We start from the raw sequence: 19,774 nt of genomic DNA on the forward strand, positions 1-19,774 counted from the left end.
GGACGGGCGGACCTCTGGCATCGGTTTGTCGGGCTCATCCCCGTGACCCCGACGACCCCGCGCGTACGCCGACAGCCCACTTGCGGCTGCCGTACGCACGCGCCAGTGCAGGCAGCAGGCGACAGGTGCCCCTGGCGGGGCTGGAGGTGCACAGGCATGAGCGCGGGTGGAATAAGCGAAGGTCCGCGGCCGGGCCGTGGCCGCCGCCGAGCGCCCCGCCGTGCGGAGAGCGGCCAGCGCAGGGCGGCCCGACCGGAGTCCGGTGCGGGCGGTGCCGCGGGCGGTGCCGACGATGCGGGCGGCAGGGGCCGCGCCGCGGCCGGTTCGCGCCGCGGACGCCGGGCGCAGCAGACCCGCCTCACCCGCCGCGGCCGGATCGTCGCCTGGACGTGCGCCGTCCTCGCCGTGCTGGTGGTCGTCGGCGGCGGCGCCGCGACCTGGATCTACCAGAAGCTCGACGGCAACATCAACGAGGCCGACATCGACGGCCGCCTCGGTGACAACCGCCCCGTCTCCCTCAGCCCCGGCGCCAAGAACATCCTCGTCGTCGGCTCCGACAGCCGCGACGGCACGGACGGCAAGTACGGCAAGGGCTTCGAGACCATGCAGTCGGACACCCTGATGGTCGTCCACATCTCCGCGGACCGCGACTGGGCCAGCGTCGTCTCGCTCCCCCGCGACTCCTGGGTCGAGATCCCCAGCTGTGACAAGGGCAACGGCAACGACTCCAAGAGCCACCACTCGAAGATCAACGAGTCCTTCGCGATCGGCGGCATGGACGGCGACATCGCCGGCGCCGCCGCCTGCACCATCCGCACGGTCGAGCACAACACCGGGCTGCGGATGGACCACTTCATGTCGATGGACTTCCAGGGCTTCAAGGGCATGGTCGACGCGCTCGACGGCGTCGAGGTCTGCCCCGAGGAGCCGATCGACGACAAGAAGGCCCACCTCAAGCTCCCCGCGGGCTGCCAGAACATCAAGGGCGAGGACGCGCTCGGCTACGTCCGCGCCCGCTACAGCGTCGGCGACGGCAGCGACACCTCCCGTATCGGCCGCCAGCAGGAGTTCATGGATGCGCTCGCCGCGAAGGCGAAGTCCAAGCTCACCAACGGCAAGGCGATGTACAGCTTCATGGAGGCGTTCACCGGCTCGCTGACCACCGACCCGAAGCTGGCCGGCGTCCGGCCGCTCTACGACCTGGCCCGCGAGGTCCAGGGCATCCCGACCAAGCGGCTCACCTTCCTGACCGTGCCCAACTACCCGCGCGAGCGGGACGTCCCCACCGACAGGGCGAACGTCGTCTGGCAGTACCCGCAGGCCGAGACGCTCTTCACCTCGCTCGCCAAGGACAAGCCGATCAGCAAGAAGAAGCTGGAGCAGAGCGCCGAGGAGACCGCGGCCCTCACGCCCTCCCAGATCCGGGTGAACGTGCTCAACGGCACCGACACGGCCGGGAAGGCGGCAGAGGTCGCCGAGCAGCTGCGCGCGGCAGGCTTCCAGGTCGCCACGACGGGCAACGCCCCCACCCCGACCGACCGGACCACGATCAGCTACCCGCAGGGGCTGCGCTCCCACGCCAGCGTGCTGAGCGGCCGAGTGCCGGGCTCGGACACCAAGGCCGGCGGCGGTGTGCCGGGCGGGCTGACGCTCACCATCGGCGACGACTTCCGCGGCCTGCGCTCCTGACACCGGGCGTCGCGGCCCTCACGGTTCGTACGGGGCGAGCGGCCCGCGTCGAGCGGTGGACGCACCGCGGGCGGTTGGCGCCGAGCGCGCGGGCGGTGCGGCGCCGGCGGTGCGGCGCCGGAGGTACGGTGCGGCGCCGGAGGTACGGCCCGGCCCGGCTCACGCCTCGCTCACGCTTCGCGGACGTCCGAGGTGGGTGAGGCGCTCGGGGCGGGCGAGGCGTCCAGTGCCCGCCGGTACTGCTCCGCCTGGTACTCGCTGAGGTAGGGCGAGAGGCGCAGCAGCACACCGCGCAGCACGTAGGCCCGCTCGGAGCGGGTCGGGATGCCCTCCGCGTCGCGCTGGAGCTGCTGGGCGCGGGTGCGTGCCTCGCGCGGACTGTCGAACACCTCGATGACCCCGCCCAGCGCGACGCTGCCCGGGTCGTTGTCGACGACCAGGCCGCCGTCCACCCGGCCGTCCTCGAAGCTCAACTTGCTGCGGTAGCCGTCCTGTTCGCCCAGCAGATGGTCCGGGTCGGTCTCCGGACGGTGCAGTATCGGCTGCTCGATCGGGAGGCCGGCCTGCTCGATCCGTGTGAGCACCTCCCGGGCCTCACCGGTGACCGCGCGCGACGTGCCGCCCGCGCCGTCCGGACCGCCGTCGGCGTCGTCCGTCGACAGCACCCCGAACGTCACCGCCGCGGCGATCACGGCGAGTGCCACCCCGCAGGCGACGGACGCGACTCTGCCAGGACGTTGCACACCCCTCACACCTTCACGGATCGACTTCACGACACGGCCACACTCTGCACCGGGCAGAGTACGCCGAGCCGCGCGGAACCGTGTCCCCCGGTACGTCCCGAGGAGCTACCGGGCGACGGGGCCGGCTGCGGGCGGGTGAGGTACGACGACGATCTGGTGCGCGTCCTCGTACACGATCCGTCCGGGGTCGACCGAGGAGAGCCGCTCCCACGGCACGGCGTGCGCGGCGAGGATGTCGAGGTACCCGTCGACCCGGGCGATGAGTTCGCGCGAGGTGTTCCTGAACCAGGCGACCGCTCCGGGGTTGACCGCACGGTCGTAGACAGTGGTGTCCACGTGGCTGGGGTTGGTGTACGCGGCGTCGTACCAGGCGTTGTTGGTGCGCCTGAAGTGCTCCTGCTCCGCGGTGAGCCTGCCCTCCCGGGACAGCCCGTTCACCAGGACGAAGATGCCGAGGCGATGGCCGGCCGGATGCGGCTCCACCCCCTGGAAGCGTACGAAGTGGACCGACTGCGCCATCTCTTGCCCTCCGGGTGCGGGATACGGGTGCGCGGGGGGCCGCACCGTGCGCACCATCCCTTGAGACGGGGCGTGTGGAGCGGTTCCGCGTCCGCCGATGATTCGACCATGACCGGCAGGAACAGCCATACCCACCTGCGCCGTCGGCTCCACGTCGACCTCGGGCGCACGCGCTCCGCGGGGTGTCCCGAGCGCTGAGGCGCTCCGCCCGGCACCGCGCAGACGGCGCGCTCCGGGCGTTCAACTCCCCCTGCCCGCAAGCTCGTTTTCCCCCTCCGGACCTCTCCCGGGGCACGTACGGCGGCGGCGCGCAGGTACGGCAGGCGCGCGCCAGCAGTACGCGCACACCCGCGCACACGACGGCGGGCCCGCACCCCTTGCTCGGGGTGCGGGCCCGCCGGACGCGTCAGACGCGTGCTGTGCACGTGGCCTCGGGGGCCTCAGGCACTTCAGGCGATGGTGATGTTCTCCGCCTGCGGGCCCTTCGGGCCCTGCGTGACGTCGAAGTTCACGGTCTGGCCCTCGAACAGCTCACGGAAGCCCTGAGCAGCAATGTTCGAGTAGTGCGCGAAGACGTCGGGGCCGCCGCCGTCCTGCGCGATGAAGCCGAAGCCCTTTTCCGAGTTGAACCACTTCACGGTACCGGTAGCCATAATGATCTCCTCCATACGGGGAAATTGCGGAGTCCGCACCCTGCGAACTCCCTGTTGCCGCAAGCCCCATCCGGGGAGACCCGGAAAAACAGATACGCCCGACGGTCACATCCCATCGGGCGCACATCACGTTCATGAGTACCACACTGCAACTGCCGCCAAAGGTAACACAGCACCAACCACCGACCCAGCGAATCCTCCACGTACGGCACGTGATTCATCACTGGTTGTCACCATCGCGCCCGGCGGGCCCGGCAGTGCCGCTCCGACGGGCTCAGGAGGCGTGCAGCAGGGCGTCGGCGCGCCACTTGAGGATCTTGTCGAAGCTGACCACCGCGCCGTCACCGGGCTGGTTGCCGAACCGCGCGTGATCGCAGAGCGTCTCGATGAGGTGCATGCCCCGGCCGCACTCCAGCTCCAACGGCGGCGGCGGGCCCGGGAGCTCGCGCCGCCGGCGCAGCGGGAAGCCGGGGCCGTGGTCGGTGACCTCGATCCGGCACATGTCCCCGTCGAGGAAGGCCGTCACCCGGTAATGGTCCGAGTGGCCGGGCTCACCCCCGTGCTCGACCGCGTTGGCGCACGCCTCGGAGAGGGCGAGGGAGAGATCGTGGGCGATTTCGTCCTCCACCCCCGCGGTCTCCATCGCGCCGAGCAGCAGACGCCGGGCGAGCGGAACGCTCGCCGCCTCGCGCCGCAGGTGCAGCGACCACCAGATGCTCATACTCCAGCCCCCAGGCTGCGGCTGGACGAACAGAGGCTCGACATATCGTTACGTATTGCCCCGGTTGTCCCGGTGTAAGCGTGCCGCCGCCGCCGAAGCGCCCGGATGGCGGATGCGGTGGTCGCCGACTCGGTGTAGGCCCGCCCCAGCGGCCCTGATGAGGAGGACCGGCCCGGGGTGCGTCCGAGGAGAAGGAGAAGGGGAACAGCGGCCCGGGGGCGGTCAGACCCGGTGCGGTCCGGTGCGGGGCGGTTCAGGTCCGTGCGGGGCGGGCCCGGTGCGGGCGGTCCTGGCGGTGGTGAGAAGATGGGAGCCGCCATGAACCTGCCCGTGGTGCGCGCCGGCGCCGATCTGCGACTGCTGAGGGCCGCGGTCTTCACCGCGGCCTGTGTGGCGTTGTCGGCCGCGGCGCACACCGTCGGCGGCGGCACCCCGGTACCGCTGTGGACGCTGGGGCTGGCCGCGCTGCTGACCTTCACTGTCGCCGCACCGCTGGCCGGCCGCGAACGCGCGCTTCCCGGCATCGCCGCCGGGCTCGCGCTCGGACAGCTGGCCCTGCACGGCCTCTTCGCCGCCGGCCAGACGCTGTCGGTACGGGCGACGGGTGGAGCCGGCGACGACCGGCGGATCATCGAGCTGGCGCGGGCACTGTTGTGCAACGACCAGCTCGCCGGATCACTGACCGTCGCCCACGCCCGCCGCTCGCTGAGCGAAGCGGGCCTGGGTCACCTCGCCGAGAGCGCCTCGCACGGAGCGCACGCCTCGCACGGGTCGGCCGATCCGGCCGTCTCCGACGTCGCGGCGCCTGCCCTGAACGCCGCGTTCGCCACCGCGACCAGCCCGATGCTGCTCGCCCACCTGGCCGCCGCGGTGGTCACCGGTGTGCTGCTGCGGCGCGGCGAGGCGGCGCTGTGGCGGCTGGTACGGCTGTCGGTGCTCGCCGTCGACGAGCTGCTGCTGCGAGCGCTGCGGGACGTGCTGCACTGGCTGCGTGCGCTCGGCGCCGGGCTCGCGAAAGGCTGCCGACCGGTACGCCCGGCGCCGCCCGCCGGGGCGCCCGTACCGGTGGAGGCGGAGGCGCTGCGGCATTCGGTGAGCCGTCGCGGACCGCCGTCGGACGCGGAGGACTTCGCCCTCACGGCCTGAGCGCACGTGCCCCGTACGTACGGGGGTGCCGGCGGGCCGTGCTCCGACCGTCCGTTCGCGCCTCCGCACGTCGTGCGCCGCCTTCGCGGCGCCGCGACCCGTGCGCGGCAACCGAGACCACGAAGGCACACGACCACAGATGAACACCACTGTCCGACGCATCGCCGCAGTCGGCGGCGTCACCGCCGTCGCCGTACTGGCCCTGGGCACACCGGCGTTGGCGCATGTCAGCGTCGATCCGGCCGAGGTACCCGGCGGCGGCTACGCCACCCTCAACTTCAAGGTCCCCAACGAGAGGGACAACGCCTCCACCGTGAAGCTGGAGATCACCCTGCCGACCGACCATCCGATGGCGTCGGTCATGCCCGAGCCGGTGCCGGGTTGGAAGATCGAGGTGGAGACCGGAAAGCTCGACAAGCCGATCGAGTCGCACGGCAACCGGATCGAAGAGGCGCCGACCAGGATCACCTGGTCCGGCGGCGAGATCGAGCCCGGCACCTTCCAGCGCTTCCCTGTCTCGGTCGGCCAACTGCCCGACGACACCGACCGGATCGCGTTCAAGGCGCTCCAGACGTACGACAACAAGGAGGTCGTGCGCTGGATCGAGGTGCCCGAGGGCGACCGGGAGCCGGAGTTCCCGGCGCCGGTCCTCGCCCTCGGCAAGGCCGCGGACGACGGGCACGGCGGCTCCGCCGACTCGGACGGCAAGGCCGGCCGGGAGAGCGCCGCGGAGCAGGACGGTACGGACTCGGCGCAGGAGAGCACCTCGACGACGGACACCACCGCCCGGGTGCTGGGCGGCGTCGGTATCGCGCTGGGCGTCGCCGGCGTCGCGTACGGCGTCCTCGCCGGCCGCCGCCGGGACGCCACGGGCTGACCGCCGCACGCAGCACCGGCCACTCCCGTGCGCGGGGTCCGTCCCGTGCGCCGGCCCATCCCGTGTGCCGGCCCGTCCCGTGCGCGGGGTGCCTCGCACAGTGCGCGGGGGCGGGTTCGGTACGCGCGGGCCGGGTCCCGGAAGGCGGTCGTGCGCGCCGGTATCCATGGGAGAACCGGTGCCTCGCGCCGGGCCGCGCCCACACCACACGTCATCACCAGAGCAAGGAACCTCCATGCAACGCACCACCGCCGCGCCACCTCGCGGCCGACGCCCACGCCGGGGCGTGTACGCCGCGGCCCTCGCCGCCGCGCTCGCGCTCGGTCTCACCGCCTGCGGGGCCGACTCCGGCTCGGGGAAGGACTCGGGCGACAAGGGCGACGCCATCGTCGAGGGTTCGCAGGACAGCGGCACCAAGAGGGCCACCGTCCTGGACCGCCCGTTCGAGAAGCCCGACCTCGTGCTGACCGACACCGAGGGCGAGGAGTACGACTTCATCGAGGAGACCAGGGGCAGGCCGACGCTGATCTACTTCGGCTACACCAACTGCCCGGACGTCTGCCCGCTGACGATGAGCAACATCGCCGTCGCCAGGAACGAGCTGCCGAAGAAGGACCAGGAGAAGCTCAGGGTCGTCTTCGTGACCACCGACCCCGACCGGGACACCCCCGAGGAGCTCGGCAAGTGGCTCAAGAGCGCCGCGCCCGGCTCGGTCGGGCTGACCGGTGACTTCGACACCATCCAGGCCGGCGCCCGCACGCTCGGCATCTCCGTCGAGCCCTCCACCAAGGACAAGAAGGGCCAGATCGTCTCCAACCACGGCTCCCAGGTGCTGTTCTTCTCGCCGAAGGACGACAAGGCCCGGGTGCTCTACACCGACAAGGTGACCCAGGAGACGTACACCGAGGACCTGCCGAAGCTCGTCGAGGGAGAGACCCCGTGATGCGACGTACCGCACTTCCCGCCGCTCTCGCGCTCACCGCCGCGCTCGTCCTGGCCGGCTGCGGCTCCGAGGACTCGGACTCCGGTTCGGACTCGGGCAGTTCGGGCGCGGACTCGGCGCGAGCCGAGCTGACCGTCGCCGGCGCCTTCGTGCCGGAGCCGCTGAACGACAAGATGGCCGGCGGCTTCCTGACCGTGCAGAACAAGGGCGACGCGGACGACACCCTCGTCGGGGTCTCCAGCGACTTCTCCGACGACGTCCAGCTGCACGAGACCGTGGACAACAAGATGCGCGAGGTGGAGTCCTTCGAGGTGCCTGCCGGCGGCAGCCTCGAACTCAGCCGGGGCGGCGACCACCTGATGTTCATGGAACTCAAGCGAGAGGTGTCCGAGGGCGACCGGGTGGAGGTGGAGCTGGAGTTCGAGGACTCCGATCCGATCACCGTCGAGATGACGGTCGAGGCCAAGACCCACAACCCGCACGCGCATTGAGCACGGCCGGAGTGAACAGGCTCTGCCTGTCCGCGAGTTGACCGGCCGCAGAAGAGAGAAACGATGACCGCCACCGCACCCCGCGCCGTCGGCACGACCGCCGGGCCGCCTCAACGCCCCCTGCTCGCACGGCTGTCGGCCGTCGCGGCAGTGGTGTTCGCGGCCCTGCTCGGCGTGCTCGGCACCGCCACCGAGGCAGCCGCGCACGCCGCGCTGACCGGCAGCGATCCGGCGCAGGGTGCGGTGGTGGCATCGGCCCCGGACACCGTGACCCTGACCTTCTCCGAGCAGGTCGCGATGAACAACGACTCGATCCGCATCCTCGATCCGGACGGCGAGCGGGTCGACACCGGTGAACTCCAGGACCTGTGCAGCGAGTCGGTGATCCGCTACGGCGTCGGCCTGCGCACCGGCGCCACCGACGGCACGTACACCGTGGCCTGGCAGGCCGTTTCGGCGGACAGCCACCCGGTGTCCGGCGCCTTCACCTTCTCGATCGGCGCGCCGTCGGAGACCTCGGTCGAGCTGCCGGAGCAGCAGGCCGGCGGCGGTCCGGTCGGCGGACTGTACGAGGCGGCGCGGTACTTCGCGTACGGCGGCTTCCTGCTGCTGGTCGGCGGCTGCGCGTTCGTGCTCGCGGTGTGGCGCGAGGGGGCGGGCTCTGCGGTGCTGCGGCGGCTGGTCGTCGGCGGCTGGCTGACGCTCGTGGTGTCGACGCTGCTGGCGCTGCTGCTGCGGCATCCGTACACCACCGGCGGCGGGGTGCCGGACGCGTTCGACCTGTCCGGACTGGCGGCGGTCGTGGAGACCAGGACCGGTACGGCGCTGGTTTCGCGGCTGCTGCTGTGCGCGGTGGCGGCACTCTTCGTCGCGGTGCTGTTCGGGTCGTACCGGAGCGGAGCCCGGGCGCGCGGAGAGCGGCAGCAGCGCGATCTGCACTTCGGCCTCGTACTGGGCGGTTCCGTGCTGACGCTCGGCGTCGCGGCCACCTGGGCGCTGGCCGAGCACGCCTCGACCGGCCCGCAGCCACAGGTGGCGGTACCGGTCTCGGTCATCCATCTGCTGGCGATGGCCGTCTGGTTGGGCGGGCTCGCGGCGCTGCTGAGCGTGCTGTACCGCGGCGAGACACCGGTGCCGCGCGCGGCGGTGCAGCGCTTCTCCGCGGTGGCGTTCGGCGCCGTGGTGGTGCTGGTCGCGACCGGGCTGTACCAGTCGTGGCGGCAGCTGGGCAGCTGGTCCGCGCTGACCGGTACGGAGTACGGGCGGCTGCTGCTGGCGAAGCTGGCGCTGCTGGCGGTGCTGCTGGTCGCCGCCCGGTACTCGCGCCGCTGGGTCGCCGCGCTGGCCCCCGTGCCCGGCGGCGAGGAGGACGCGCGCGCCGGGCCCTCCGACTCGAGCGCCGAGACAGCGACAGCGACAGCGACAGCGACAGCGACAGCGGTGAACTCCGTGGCGGAGGAGGGCAGTTCGACGGAGACCGACCGGCAGGCCGCGACCGGCAGCGACGGCGACCGGCCCGGTGGCAGAGACGGAAGCGGCAGCGACCGGTCGGAGGCGGACCCCGTACGGGCGGCGCAGCTCGCCCGGCAGGCGACGGCGGTGGAACAGGCCCGGCGGCGCAAGGAGCGGGACGCCGACCCGGAGCGTGCCGGGCTGCGGCGCGGCGTGCTCGTCGAGGCGGCCGTGGCGGCCGTGCTGCTGGCGGTGACCACCGTGCTCACCGGCACCGAGCCCGGACGCACCGCGGAGGCGGCCGAGCGCGCCGGCGACACCTCAACAGCCGTACCGGACCGGCCGGTTGAGCTCTCCGTCCCCTTCGACACCGGGGGCGAGAACGGCGAGGGCACGGCGCTGGTGGAGCTGGACCCCGGCCGCACCGGCGACAACGTGCTGCACGTCCGCACGGATGTGGACGCCGAGGAGGTACGGGTCTCCCTCACTCTGGCGAAGGAGGGGATCGGGCCTCTTCAGTTCTCCCCCGAGCCGGTGGAGGGGAGCGAGCGGCACTGGACCGGCGAGGGAGTCCAGCTGCCCCGCCCCGGCGAGTGGGAGCTCGCCGTGACCGTACGCACCTCGGACATCGACCAGATCACCGAGACCAGAACCGTGAAGATCGGCTGAGGCACCACCATGGCAGAGACACCCCCCGTCCCCGCACCGGACAACGAGACCTCGGGCCTCACCCGCCGCCGGCTGATCGGCACCGTCGGCGCGGCGGGCGCGACCGGGCTGGTGGTCGGCGCGGCGGGCGGCGCCGCGACGACGGCGCTGGTCCGCGACGAACCGCCGACACCGCTGTCGGCGGTCGGCAGCACTCGGGTCGGGTTCCGCGGTCCGCACCAGGCGGGAATCGTCGAACCACTCCAGGCGCACGGGCAGTTGGTCGCCTTCGACCTCGCTCCCGGCGCGGGCGCGAAGGAGGCCGCCGCGCTGCTGCGGCGCTGGTCGGCGGCGGCGGAGAAGCTGATGGCGGGCGAGCCGGTGACGTCTGGCGGCGCCCCGGACACCGGCATCGCCCTGGATGCGGGCCCCTCCTCGCTGACCGTCACCTTCGGTTTCGGCGCGGGGTTCTTCGACCGCACCAAACTCACCGACCGACGCCCGGCAGCGCTCGCACCACTGCCGGAGTTCAGCAACGACGCGCTGGAGAGCGGGCGTTCGGGCGGGGACCTGTGGGTGCAGATCGGCGCGGACGACGCCCTGGTGGTCGTGCACGCGCTGCGTGCGCTGCGGCGCGAGGTCGGCGACGCGGCCCGGCAGCGCTGGCAGATGGCCGGGTTCAACCGCGCCCGCGGGGCGACCGACCGGCCGCGCACCACCCGCAACCTGATGGGCCAGGTCGACGGCACCAACAACCCCGCCCCTGCTGACGAGGACTTCGACGGCCATGTCTTCGTGCCGCGCGGCGGCGACTCCCGCAGCCCCGCGTGGATGGAGGGCGGCTCGTACGCCGTCGTCCGCCGCATCCGGATGCTGCTGGAGAAGTGGGACGAGCAGTCCACGGCCCGGCAGGAGGCCGTCATCGGCCGCCGCAAGTCCGACGGCGCACCGCTCTCCGGCGGGCAGGAGCGGACCCCGATGGATCTGGAGAAGCAGAACGGCGAGGGCGAACTGGCCATCCCCTTCGACGCGCACGCCCGGGTCTCCGCGCCGGAGACCAGCGGCGGCGCCACAATGCTGCGGCGGCCGTTCTCGTACCACGACGGGATCCGCGAGGACGGCGCCGAGGACGCCGGACTGCTCTTCATCGCCTGGCAGGCCGATCCGCAGAAGGGCTTCGTACCGGTACAGCGCAAGCTCGACCGCGGGGACGCGCTCTCGCGCTTCATCCGCCACGAGGCGAGCGCGCTGTTCGCGGTGCCGGGCGGGCCCGGCGAGGGCGAGTACGTGGGCCAGCGACTGCTGGAAGGTTGACGGCCGCGGACCGGTGGACGGTTGCGGGCGGGCCGACGGGCGGACGGGGGTGGGACCGTCGGCCGAGGGCGGTGGGGAGCCGTCGGCCGGGCGGGGAGCGCAACCGTTCGCGGGGTGAGACCCGGCTTCCGGGGGCGGACGCGCTGGTTAGTGTGGCGGCATGTCACCCGCCAGTCGCTACACGTACCTGGGGCCCGAGGGCACCTTCACCGAAGCCGCGATCCGCACCCTGCCCGAGGCCGCGACGCGCGAGCTGATTCCGATGGTCTCGGTGCCGGCCGCGCTGGACGCCGTGCGCGGCGGCGAGGCCGCGGGCGCGCTCGTACCGATCGAGAACTCGGTGGAGGGCGGAGTCACCGCCACCATCGACGAACTCGCCGCCGGCGAGGCGCTGATGATCTACCGCGAGGTCGTCCTCCCGATCTCCTTCGCGCTGCTGGTGCGGCCGGGTACCCGGCTGGAGGAGATCAAGACGGTGACCGGCCATCCGGTCGCGCAGCCCCAGGTCCGCAGGTGGCTGGCACGTCATCTGCCGAACGTCACCTGGGAGTCGGCCGCCTCCAACGCGGACGGAGCACGTCTGGTGCAGGAGGGCCGCTACGACGCCGCGTTCGCGGGGGAGTTCGCGGCGGCGACCTACGGGCTGGAAGCCCTGGTGAGCGACATCCACGACGCGGAGAACGCGGAGACCCGTTTCGTGCTGGTCGGCCGGCCCGCCCGTCCCCCGGCTCCGACCGGCACGGACAAGACCTCCGTGGTCTTCTGGCTGACCGAGAACCACCCGGGCGCACTGCTGGACCTGCTGCAGGAGTACGCCTCGCGCGGGGTGAACATGATGCGAATCGAGTCGCGCCCGACCGGTGAGGGCATCGGCCAGTACTGCTTCTCGGTCGACTGCGAGGGCCACATCCAGGACCGTCGGGTGGCGGACGCGCTGATGGGGCTGCAACGGCTGTCGCGCAAGGTGCGTTTCCTCGGTTCGTACCCGCGGGCCGATCGGCAGGCACCGACCGTACGGGCGGGCACCACCGACGAGGCGTTCAGCACGGCTGCGGACTGGGTGATGCGCTGCATGGACGGCCGCGGCTGAGGGCTCCGGCCCCATGGCCGGTACGGTTCCGCCGCACCGGCCACCCCCGGAAAAGTTATCCACAGGACGACCGGCGCGCTGTGCACAAGTCGACTTCCCCGCGAAGAAGAATGGGACATTACCGCTCGATAGCCATGAATCATCACAGACTTCGAGATGTCATCACTTCTCGATCATTTCCCTTCAAGTAACTCTCGGCCACAGGGGAAAGCCCAGGAGAACGCGCGCCAACCGGGCCCGAATAATTGCCGCCAAAGGGACATCGCGCCGCCATTGAAATGATCTTCGAGATTTCCACAGCTTGCCCAGGTGAACTGTGGACAGAATGTGCGAGCGTCACCCTGCCTGTGGATAACACAGGGCGACGACCTTCTTCCACAGGGTGCGGGTACGGCGGTCGAGCGGGCCCGACAGGCGGTTCAGCCGGCCCGGCGGGCCCGGCAGGTCCGCCCGGAGCCGGCGGGCCCGACAGGCCCGAGGGCTCCGGGCGGGTCCCGGCGGCTCCGGGCGGGTCCGGTGAGTTCAGCAGCTTCGGAGCCACCGCCTCGCCGCGCCCTTTCCGCTCCGCAGCGCCGGCCGCGCCGACACCAACAACACACACGACCCGCCCCGACCCACACGGCTCACTCCGACTCGTCCCGCCGCACTCCGACGCGCTCCGACCCACTCCGCCGCGCGCCGACTCCCCCGACACCGGACCGCACCCCACCGGTTCACCGAACCGAACCCCCTCCGACGGAAATCACCTCTCATTGCAGTAAAAAGCCACACTCGCCACTAAAAGGAACTATCGCCTGCGGTGGGATATCGCATGGCTCTCCGCCGTGCCGCACCGGTAGCCTGGCCCGGTGATTGACCTTCGCCAGCTTCGTGAGGACCCCGACCGTGTGCGCGCTTCGCAGCGCGCCCGAGGAGAGGACGTCGACCTCGTCGACGCCTTGCTCAGCGCCGACGAGCGACGCCGGTCCTCCAGCGCTCGCTTCGACGAGCTGCGCGCCGAGCAGAAGACCCTCGGCAAGCTCGTCCCCAAGGCACAGGGCGAGGAGAAGGCCGCGCTCCTGAAGAAGGCCGGGGAGCTGTCGACCGCCGTCAAGGAGGCCGACGCCGCACAGAACGAGGCGGCCGAGGAGACCCAGCGGCTGCTGCTCCGGCTCGGGAACCTGGTCCACCCCGAGGTTCCGGTGGGCGGCGAGGACGACTTCACCGTGCGGGAGACGCTCGGCACCGTCCGCGACTTCGAGGCCGAGGGCTTCACTCCCCGGGACCACCTGGAGCTCGGCCAGCTGCTCGGCGCCATCGACGTCGAGCGCGGCGCCAAGGTCTCCGGTTCGCGCTTCTACTACCTCACCGGCATCGGCGCGCTCCTGGAGCTCGCCCTGGTCAACGCCGCGATCGCCCAGGCCACCGAGGCCGGCTTCACCCCGATGCTCACCCCTGCGCTGGTCAAGCCCCGCGCCATGGAGGGCACCGGCTTCCTCGGCCAGGCCGCCGAGAACGTCTACCAGTTGGAGAAGGACGAGCTCTACCTGGTCGGCACCTCCGAGGTCGCCCTCGCCGGCTACCACATGGACGAGATCCTCTCCGTGGACCAGCTCCCGAAGCGGTACGCGGGCTTCTCGCCCTGCTTCCGCCGCGAGGCCGGCACCTACGGCAAGGACACCCGGGGCATCTTCCGGGTGCACCAGTTCGACAAGGTCGAGATGTTCACCTACGTCGCGCCCGAGGACGCGGAGGCCGAGCACCTGCGGCTGCTGGAGTGGGAGAAGCAGTGGCTGACCGGCCTCGAACTGCCCTTCCAGGTCATCGATGTGGCGACCGGCGACCTCGGCGCCTCGGCCTCGCGCAAGTACGACTGCGAGGCGTGGATCCCGACCCAGGGCAAGTACCGCGAGCTGACCTCCGCCTCGAACTGCAACGAGTTCCAGGCGCGCAGGCTCTCGATCCGGTACCGCGACGGCAAGCAGGTCCGCCCGCTCGCGACGCTGAACGGCACGCTCTGCGCCGTACCGCGCACCATCGTCGCGCTGCTGGAGAACCACCAGCTCGCCGACGGCTCGGTGCGGGTGCCCGCCATGCTCAGGCCCTATCTCGGTGGCCGCGAGGTGCTGGAGCCGGTCGCCAAGTGAGCTTTCCCTACCGGCTGGTCGCCACCGATCTCGACGGAACCCTGCTGCGCGGCGACGACACCGTCTCGCCGCGCACCAGGGCCGCGCTGGACGCGAGCGTCGCCGCGGGCGCCGCGCACATCGTCGTCACCGGCCGGAACGTCCCCTGGGCCCGTCCGATACTGGAGGACCTCGGCCACGTCGGCCTCGCCGTCTGCGGCCAGGGCGGGCAGGTCTACCACGCCGGTGAACGCCGCCTGTTGACCTCGGTCACCCTGGACCGCAGGGTCGCGGCCTCGGCGCTCGCCGAGATCGAGCGGGTCACCGGCCCGCTCGCGGTGGCCGCCTCCCGGGACGGGCTGGAGGGCGAGGTGCTGCTCAGCCCCGACTACCGGGCGTACGAGGGCGGTCTGCCGTTCCGCAGGTTCGAGGACCCTGCGGAGGTCTGGGCCGAACCGCTGTCGAAGATCTACATCCAGAGCGCCGGGACGAGCGACGACGAACTGGCCAAGAAGGGCCGCGATCTGGCGGGTCACCTGGTCGACGTGGTGATGGCCGGTCCGGGCATCGTCGAGCTGATTCCGCTGGGGCTGAGCAAGGCCACCGGCCTGTCGCTCGCCGCGCGACGGCTGGGCGTGAAGGCGGCCGGGACGATCGCCTTCGGCGACATGCCGAACGACATCCCGATGTTCCGCTGGGCCGCCCACGGCGTCGCGATGGCGAACGCCCACGCGGAGCTGCTGGCCGTCGCCGACGAGGTCACCGGCTCGCACGAGGACGACGGCATCGCGCTGGTCCTGGAGCGGCTCCTCGCCGAGTCCGGCTGACGTACGGCCGGCCCGCCTGCTGACCGGCCGTACGCCCCGGGGGACCGTCGGCTGCCCGGTGTTCGGCATGCGGCGCAGGCCGTGGCCCCGGCGGTGCGACAGCGGCACTGCGGCGGATGTTCCGGCAGCACCTCGGCCCGTACGACCTGCGTCCGGCACCACCGGTGCCCGACGCTGCGTCCGGCGCCCCGCCCCCCGGCGCCGCGGGCGTACGCCCCCGCGCCACGGCGCCGTGCCGGCAACCGCCCGCGCTCCGGCGGCCGTTGCACGCGCGTCGGAACAGTGGCAGAAGCGGTGGGTTACTCTCCGCGTATGACTCGGACTGTGGTGATCAGCGGCGGTGGGACGGGCATCGGACTGGCCACCGCACACCGGTTCGCAGCCGACGGGGACCAGGTGCTGCTGGTGGGTCGCCGCGCGCGGGTGGTGCGGGAGGCGGCCGAGCGGGTGCCCGGCGCGCACGCGGTCGCCGCCGATCTGGCGACCGCCGAAGGTGCCGAGCAGGTGGCACAGTTGGTGAAGGCCGAGTACGGCGCGGTCGACGTGCTGGTGCACGGCGCCGGCGGGAACGGCCTGCTCGAACCGGACGCCGCCGTCGGCGGGAGCGGCCCGGTGGCCGACGCGGCCCACCACTGGACGGCCAACTTCCGTCTCAACGTCCTCACCGCCGTGCTGCTCACCGAGGCCCTGCGCCACCGGCTGGCGAGCCCGGGCGGACGGGTTCTCTTCCTCAGCTCGATCGCCGCGTACCGCGGTTCGGGCTCGACCGCGTACGCCGCGAGCAAGGCGGCGCTGCACCCGTACGCCTTCGACCTGGCCCGGCAGCTCGGCCGGCACGGCATCACGGTCAATCTGGTCGCACCCGGCTACGTCGAGGGCACCGGTTTCTTCGGCCCGGAGGGGATGCCGTCGGAGCGGCGCGAGGAGCTGGCGGCCGAGACCTTCACCGGCCGCATCGGCACCCCGGGGGACGTGGCGGAGACCCTGTACTGGCTGGCCTCGCACGCCGCGGGCCATCTGACCGGCCAGTGTGTCCAGGTCAACGGCGGTGCGCAGCTGGGGCGTTGACCCTTCGGGGCACGCCGACAGCGCACCGCGCCGCGCCCCGGGCGGCATCCCGGACCGTTCGCGCGCAGTGCCGCGGACGAGATGTACCACGAAACCATGATTGACGTGCCCATGCCTCGTGGGTAGACAGGGCGACCACGTGTGTCTCCGTTCGCCGGACAACCGGCGGCCCCCCTCACGCAGGCATGGAGAGCTGATGACAAACCACCGTCCCCGTTCCAGCGGTCCGAAAGCCAGACGCACCGCCCTCGCGGCGCTCGCCGTCGTCGCCGCCGGAAGCCTCGTCGTCACCGGCCAACTCGCGGGCGCCGCACCGGCACCCGCGAAGGCGGACACCGCCTCCGTGGCCGACGCCTTCGGCGACGCGGCGAAGGAGTACCAGGTCCCCGAGGACCTGCTGCTGGCCGTCGGCTACGGCGAGACCCGGCTGAAGGACCACGGCGGCAAGGCCAGTCAGGCCGGCGGCTACGGCCCGATGCACCTGGTCAGCAACCCCACCCACCGCACTCTCGACCGGGCCGCCGAACTCACCGGCCTGGCCGAGGCCGAGCTGCGCACCGACCCGGCAGCCAACATCCGCGGCAGCGCCGCGGTGTTGAGCAGCGCCGCCGACCGGCTCGGCGTCGCGGACTCCGACCGCGACGACGTGAACGCCTGGTACCCGGTCGTCGCCGAGTACAGCGGCGCGAGCGAGGACGGCGGCGCCAAGCTCTACGCCGACCACGTCTACGAGCTGCTGGAGTACGGCCTCGCCGCCGAGGTCGGCAAGGGCGAGCACGTCTCGGTCGCGCCCCGCGAGACGACGCCCGACCGGGGCCGCTACGCCTCCGTCGACTCCCTGGACGTCGCGCCCAGCAGCGACGACTACGGCCCCGCCAAATGGGCCCCGGCGCACAGCTCCAACTTCACCGCGGGCCGCACCCAGTCCATCGACACGGTCGTCGTCCACGTCACGCAGGGCTCGTACGCCGGGTCCATCAGCTGGTACCAGAACCCCGAGTCCAACGTCAGCGCCCACTACACGATCCGCTCCTCGGACGGCGAGGTGACCCAGAGCGTCCGCGACGCCGACACCGCCTGGCACGCCCGGAACGCCAACTCGCACAGCGTGGGCATCGAGCACGAGGGCTACGTGGACGACGCCGCGTGGTTCACCGACTCCATGTACCGCTCGTCGGCCGCGCTCACCAGCCACCTGGCCGCCAAGCACAACATCCCCAAGGACCGTCAGCACATCGTCGGCCACGTCGAGGTGCCCGGCAACGACCACACCGACCCCGGCCCGCACTGGGACTGGGACTACTACATGGAGCTGATCGACGGCGACCCCGGTGACCCGGGCGACCCGGACGACCCGGTCGAGCTGGACTTCGGCTCGTACGAGACGCTGAAGGACGGTTCCTCGGGCGCCCAGGTCAAGGCCGTCCAGCACCTGTTGAACACCAACGGCCACGACGCCGGCGCGGTCGACGGGGCGTTCGGCCCCACCACCACCGCCGCGGTGAAGGCGTTCCAGAGCTCCAAGGGCCTGTCCGCCGACGGCACCGTGGGCAAGCAGACCTGGACGGCGCTGCTCTCGGCCGGCGACAAGCCGACGCTGAAGCAGGGCAGTTCGGGCGCGGCGGTCTCCCGGGTCCAGCGCGCGCTCACCGCGGCGCTCGGCAAGACCGTGGGCATCGACGGCAGTTTCGGGCCGGCGACCGACCAGGCGGTGCGCGACTACCAGACCGCCCGCGGCCTGGGCGTGGACGGCGCGGTCGGCAACGAGACCTGGACCGCGCTCCAGTCCGGCAAGTAGCCCACCTTCGGGTCCCGGATCCCGTACGGCGCACCGCACGACGACGCACCGCACGACGACGCACCGCACGACGGAGCCCCGCACGACGGAGCCCCGCTCTGCGGCCGGTACAACTCCGGTCGCAGAGCGGGGCGTTCGCCGTTCCCGCAGGTGTACGCGCCGTCCGGGGCGGTGCGCACGGCCGGGCGGTCAGCCTCGGTAGGTCTCCAGCAGCCGCAGCCAGATCTCGCTCATCGTCGGGAACGCCGGTACCGCGTGCCACAGGCGCTCGATCGGCACCTCCGCGGCGACCGCGATCGAAGCGGCGTGCAGCAGCTCCGCGACGCCCGGCCCGACGAAGGTCACGCCGACCACCACCTGCCGGTCCTCGTCCACGATCATCCGCGCCCGCCCGCGATAGCCGTCCGCGTGCACGGCCGCACCGGCGACGCTGCCCAGGTCGAAGTCGACGGCGCGCGCGTTGACGCCGCGCTGCTCGGCCTCCCGCGCGGTGAGCCCGACGGACGCCGCCTCGGGATGGGAGAAGACCACCTGCGGTACGGCGTCGTGGTCGGCGGTGGCCGCGTGGGCGCCCCAGCGGTCGTCCTCCAGCAGCGGTACGCCCTGGGCGCGGGCGACGATCGCGGCGGCGGCGATCCGGGCCTGGTACTTGCCCTGGTGGGTCAGGAGCGCACGGTGGTTGACGTCGCCCACCGCGTACAGCCAGCCCCCGGAGACCTCGCCGACCCGGAGGGTGTCGTCGGTCTCCAGCCAGCCGCCCGGCTGCAGGTCGACGGTCTCCAGCCCGATGTCGTCGGTACGAGGCCTGCGCCCGGTCGCGAACAGCACCTCGTCGCAGACGAGTCGGCCCCCGTCGTCGAGGGTCAGGGTCATCTCGCCGTCCGGCTGCGGGCGGCGCACCTCCGTCACCGAAACGCCCAGCCGCACCTCGGTGCCGGCATCGGACAGGGCGCGGTGGACCTCCTCACCGACGAACGGCTCCATCCGCGAGAGCAGCCCGTCGTCGCGCACCAGCATCGTGACCTCGGAGCCGAGCGACTGCCAGGCGGTGGCGAGTTCGACGCCGACGGGGCCGCCGCCCACCACGGCGAGACGGCCGGGCACCTGCTCGGCGGAGGTGCCGCGGCGGTTGGTCCACGGCTCGGCACCGTCGATCCCGGGCAGGTCCGGCAGCGCCGCGGCGCTGCCGGTGCAGACCGCCACCGCGTGTCGGGCGGTGAGGGTGCGCCGCACGCCCTCGGGCGTCTCGACCACGACCCGGCGCGGCCCGTCGAGGCGCCCGTGGCCGCGTACGAACTCGGCGCCGGTGGAGTCGATCCAGTCGACCTGCCCGGAGTCGTCCCACTGCGCGGCGAAGGAGTCGCGGGTGGCGAGCACGGCCGACACGTCGAGCGAGCCGGTCACGGCGCCGGCGACACCGGGCACCTGCCGGGCCTCGTCCAGCGCCGCCGCCGGACGCAGCAGCGCCTTGCTGGGCATGCACGCCCAGTAGGAGCACTCGCCGCCGGCCAGTTCGCTCTCCACGACGGCGGCGGACAAGCCAGCGGCGCGGGCCCGGTCGACGAGGTTCTCGCCGACCGGACCCGCGCCGAGCACGATCACGTCAAAGAGGTCCATGCCGTCCATGATGCGGGCTGTGCGCCGTGCCACAACCGGCGAGCCGGGTGGCGTCCAGAACCTCCCCGCGACG

Annotated in this window: 17 protein-coding genes; 12 read left to right on the forward strand and 5 right to left on the reverse strand. The window is 72.4% G+C overall.

Annotated elements, in window-relative coordinates; translation table 11 throughout:
- Positions 1-156 precede the first annotated feature (156 nt).
- On the forward strand, positions 157-1,689 hold the full coding sequence (locus JGS22_RS08775) for an LCP family protein (protein WP_211042249.1): 1,533 nt from the start codon (positions 157-159) through the stop codon (positions 1,687-1,689).
- Between the two features lie 170 nt (positions 1,690-1,859).
- On the opposite strand, the gene JGS22_RS08780 is transcribed toward JGS22_RS08775, so the two are convergent.
- From JGS22_RS08780 to JGS22_RS08795, 4 genes are all read right to left on the reverse strand, one after another.
- Positions 1,860-2,432 carry a hypothetical protein gene (locus tag JGS22_RS08780; protein WP_211042250.1) on the reverse strand — a complete coding sequence of 191 codons (573 nt, stop codon included), beginning with the start codon at positions 2,430-2,432 and terminating at the stop codon, positions 1,860-1,862.
- 105 nt (positions 2,433-2,537) lie between these two features.
- Positions 2,538-2,951, reverse strand: coding sequence for a hypothetical protein (locus tag JGS22_RS08785; RefSeq protein ID WP_211042251.1), 414 nt, complete (start codon positions 2,949-2,951; stop codon positions 2,538-2,540).
- Positions 2,952-3,400: 449 nt separating this feature from the next.
- Positions 3,401-3,604: a cold-shock protein gene (locus JGS22_RS08790; protein WP_211042252.1), complete on the reverse strand. Its 204-nt coding sequence runs from the start codon at positions 3,602-3,604 to the stop codon at positions 3,401-3,403.
- Positions 3,605-3,878: 274 nt separating this feature from the next.
- Complete coding sequence (locus JGS22_RS08795; RefSeq protein WP_211042253.1) at positions 3,879-4,325, reverse strand: ATP-binding protein; 447 nt, start codon at positions 4,323-4,325, stop codon at positions 3,879-3,881.
- A gap of 318 nt (positions 4,326-4,643) precedes the next feature.
- Between JGS22_RS08795 and JGS22_RS08800 the strand changes: the two genes are divergently transcribed.
- The 11 genes from JGS22_RS08800 to JGS22_RS08850 all read left to right on the forward strand — a co-directional run bounded on the left by JGS22_RS08800 (position 4,644) and on the right by JGS22_RS08850 (position 18,084).
- Positions 4,644-5,471: a hypothetical protein gene (locus JGS22_RS08800; RefSeq protein WP_236073086.1), complete on the forward strand. Its 828-nt coding sequence runs from the start codon at positions 4,644-4,646 to the stop codon at positions 5,469-5,471.
- 139 nt (positions 5,472-5,610) lie between these two features.
- The gene (locus JGS22_RS08805; RefSeq protein WP_211042255.1) at positions 5,611-6,348 is read left to right on the forward strand and encodes a YcnI family copper-binding membrane protein; all 738 of its coding nucleotides are present in this window, start codon (positions 5,611-5,613) and stop codon (positions 6,346-6,348) included.
- Positions 6,349-6,583: 235 nt separating this feature from the next.
- Positions 6,584-7,291 (forward strand): SCO family protein, encoded by a 708-nt coding sequence (locus JGS22_RS08810; RefSeq protein WP_211042256.1) that lies wholly within the window; start codon positions 6,584-6,586, stop codon positions 7,289-7,291.
- Positions 7,291-7,782: a copper chaperone PCu(A)C gene (locus JGS22_RS08815; RefSeq protein WP_211042257.1), complete on the forward strand. Its 492-nt coding sequence runs from the start codon at positions 7,291-7,293 to the stop codon at positions 7,780-7,782. The genes JGS22_RS08810 and JGS22_RS08815 overlap by 1 nt, the downstream gene beginning before the upstream one ends.
- A 63-nt stretch (positions 7,783-7,845) precedes the next feature.
- Entirely contained in the window at positions 7,846-9,903 is a 2,058-nt protein-coding gene (locus JGS22_RS08820; RefSeq protein ID WP_211042258.1) for a copper resistance CopC/CopD family protein, read from the forward strand.
- A gap of 9 nt (positions 9,904-9,912) precedes the next feature.
- Positions 9,913-11,196 carry an iron uptake transporter deferrochelatase/peroxidase subunit gene (gene efeB, locus JGS22_RS08825; RefSeq protein WP_211042259.1) on the forward strand — a complete coding sequence of 428 codons (1,284 nt, stop codon included), beginning with the start codon at positions 9,913-9,915 and terminating at the stop codon, positions 11,194-11,196.
- Between the two features lie 160 nt (positions 11,197-11,356).
- Positions 11,357-12,286, forward strand: coding sequence for a prephenate dehydratase (pheA, locus tag JGS22_RS08830; RefSeq protein WP_211042485.1), 930 nt, complete (start codon positions 11,357-11,359; stop codon positions 12,284-12,286).
- An 848-nt stretch (positions 12,287-13,134) separates the two neighbouring features.
- Positions 13,135-14,412 carry a serine--tRNA ligase gene (gene serS, locus JGS22_RS08835; RefSeq protein WP_211042486.1) on the forward strand — a complete coding sequence of 426 codons (1,278 nt, stop codon included), beginning with the start codon at positions 13,135-13,137 and terminating at the stop codon, positions 14,410-14,412.
- Complete coding sequence (locus JGS22_RS08840) at positions 14,409-15,218, forward strand: HAD family hydrolase (RefSeq protein ID WP_211042487.1); 810 nt, start codon at positions 14,409-14,411, stop codon at positions 15,216-15,218. The genes serS and JGS22_RS08840 overlap by 4 nt, the downstream gene beginning before the upstream one ends.
- Before the next feature lie 312 nt (positions 15,219-15,530).
- The gene (locus JGS22_RS08845; RefSeq protein ID WP_211042488.1) at positions 15,531-16,286 is read left to right on the forward strand and encodes an SDR family NAD(P)-dependent oxidoreductase; all 756 of its coding nucleotides are present in this window, start codon (positions 15,531-15,533) and stop codon (positions 16,284-16,286) included.
- Positions 16,287-16,482: 196 nt separating this feature from the next.
- A complete protein-coding gene (locus tag JGS22_RS08850; RefSeq protein WP_211042489.1) occupies positions 16,483-18,084 on the forward strand; it encodes a peptidoglycan-binding protein in 1,602 nt (533 codons plus the stop codon).
- A 189-nt stretch (positions 18,085-18,273) separates the two neighbouring features.
- Here JGS22_RS08850 and JGS22_RS08855 read toward each other — a convergent pair whose 3' ends face one another.
- Positions 18,274-19,701 (reverse strand): dihydrolipoyl dehydrogenase family protein, encoded by a 1,428-nt coding sequence (locus tag JGS22_RS08855; RefSeq protein ID WP_372454208.1) that lies wholly within the window; start codon positions 19,699-19,701, stop codon positions 18,274-18,276.
- Positions 19,702-19,774: the final 73 nt, after the last annotated feature.

The sequence above is a fragment of the Streptomyces tardus genome (genome assembly GCF_018101125.2).
GTDB classification, from domain to species: domain Bacteria; phylum Actinomycetota; class Actinomycetes; order Streptomycetales; family Streptomycetaceae; genus Streptomyces; species Streptomyces tardus.

Coding starts and splice junctions, on each gene's coding strand:
- JGS22_RS08815 (WP_211042257.1), top strand. CDS start 7,291: ATGCGACGTACCGCACTTCCCGCCGCTCTCGCGCTCACCGCCGCGCTC.
- JGS22_RS08775 (WP_211042249.1), top strand. CDS start 157: ATGAGCGCGGGTGGAATAAGCGAAGGTCCGCGGCCGGGCCGTGGCCGC.
- JGS22_RS08805 (WP_211042255.1), top strand. CDS start 5,611: ATGAACACCACTGTCCGACGCATCGCCGCAGTCGGCGGCGTCACCGCC.
- JGS22_RS08785 (WP_211042251.1), bottom strand. CDS start 2,951: ATGGCGCAGTCGGTCCACTTCGTACGCTTCCAGGGGGTGGAGCCGCAT.
- JGS22_RS08790 (WP_211042252.1), bottom strand. CDS start 3,604: ATGGCTACCGGTACCGTGAAGTGGTTCAACTCGGAAAAGGGCTTCGGC.
- pheA (WP_211042485.1), top strand. CDS start 11,357: ATGTCACCCGCCAGTCGCTACACGTACCTGGGGCCCGAGGGCACCTTC.
- JGS22_RS08845 (WP_211042488.1), top strand. CDS start 15,531: ATGACTCGGACTGTGGTGATCAGCGGCGGTGGGACGGGCATCGGACTG.
- JGS22_RS08800 (WP_236073086.1), top strand. CDS start 4,644: ATGAACCTGCCCGTGGTGCGCGCCGGCGCCGATCTGCGACTGCTGAGG.
- JGS22_RS08810 (WP_211042256.1), top strand. CDS start 6,584: ATGCAACGCACCACCGCCGCGCCACCTCGCGGCCGACGCCCACGCCGG.
- JGS22_RS08820 (WP_211042258.1), top strand. CDS start 7,846: ATGACCGCCACCGCACCCCGCGCCGTCGGCACGACCGCCGGGCCGCCT.
- efeB (WP_211042259.1), top strand. CDS start 9,913: ATGGCAGAGACACCCCCCGTCCCCGCACCGGACAACGAGACCTCGGGC.
- JGS22_RS08850 (WP_211042489.1), top strand. CDS start 16,483: ATGACAAACCACCGTCCCCGTTCCAGCGGTCCGAAAGCCAGACGCACC.
- JGS22_RS08795 (WP_211042253.1), bottom strand. CDS start 4,325: ATGAGCATCTGGTGGTCGCTGCACCTGCGGCGCGAGGCGGCGAGCGTT.
- JGS22_RS08855 (WP_372454208.1), bottom strand. CDS start 19,701: ATGGACCTCTTTGACGTGATCGTGCTCGGCGCGGGTCCGGTCGGCGAG.